Origin of the sequence: Marinitenerispora sediminis, from assembly GCF_003336425.1 — a bacterium.
Taxonomy (GTDB): Bacteria; Actinomycetota; Actinomycetes; order Streptosporangiales; family Streptosporangiaceae; genus Marinitenerispora; species Marinitenerispora sediminis.
On sequence record NZ_QEIO01000424.1, the window covers coordinates 1 to 264 of the forward strand.

Below are 264 nucleotides of genomic sequence, written 5' to 3' on the forward strand. Positions count from 1 at the left end.
CGACACCGGGACGCACTCGCGGTCACCGCTGGACCCGGGCGCACCGCTGCCGCCGTCCTACGAGACCGGCTCACACAGCCGCTCCTCCTACGACACCGGCAGCCACACCCGCTCCCCCCTCGACCCCGCGCCCTACGACACCGGCACCCACAGCCGGCCCTCCTACGACACCGGGACGCACTCGCGGTCACCGCTGGACCCGGGCGCACCGCTGCCGCCGTCCTACGAGACCGGCTCACACAGCCGCTCCTCCTACGACACCGG

The 264-nt window shown here is 74.2% G+C and carries 1 pseudogene; it reads left to right on the forward strand.

From position 1 onward, the window contains the following. A pseudogene (locus DEF28_RS27090) lies at positions 1 to 264 on the forward strand (hypothetical protein); the annotation flags it as partial.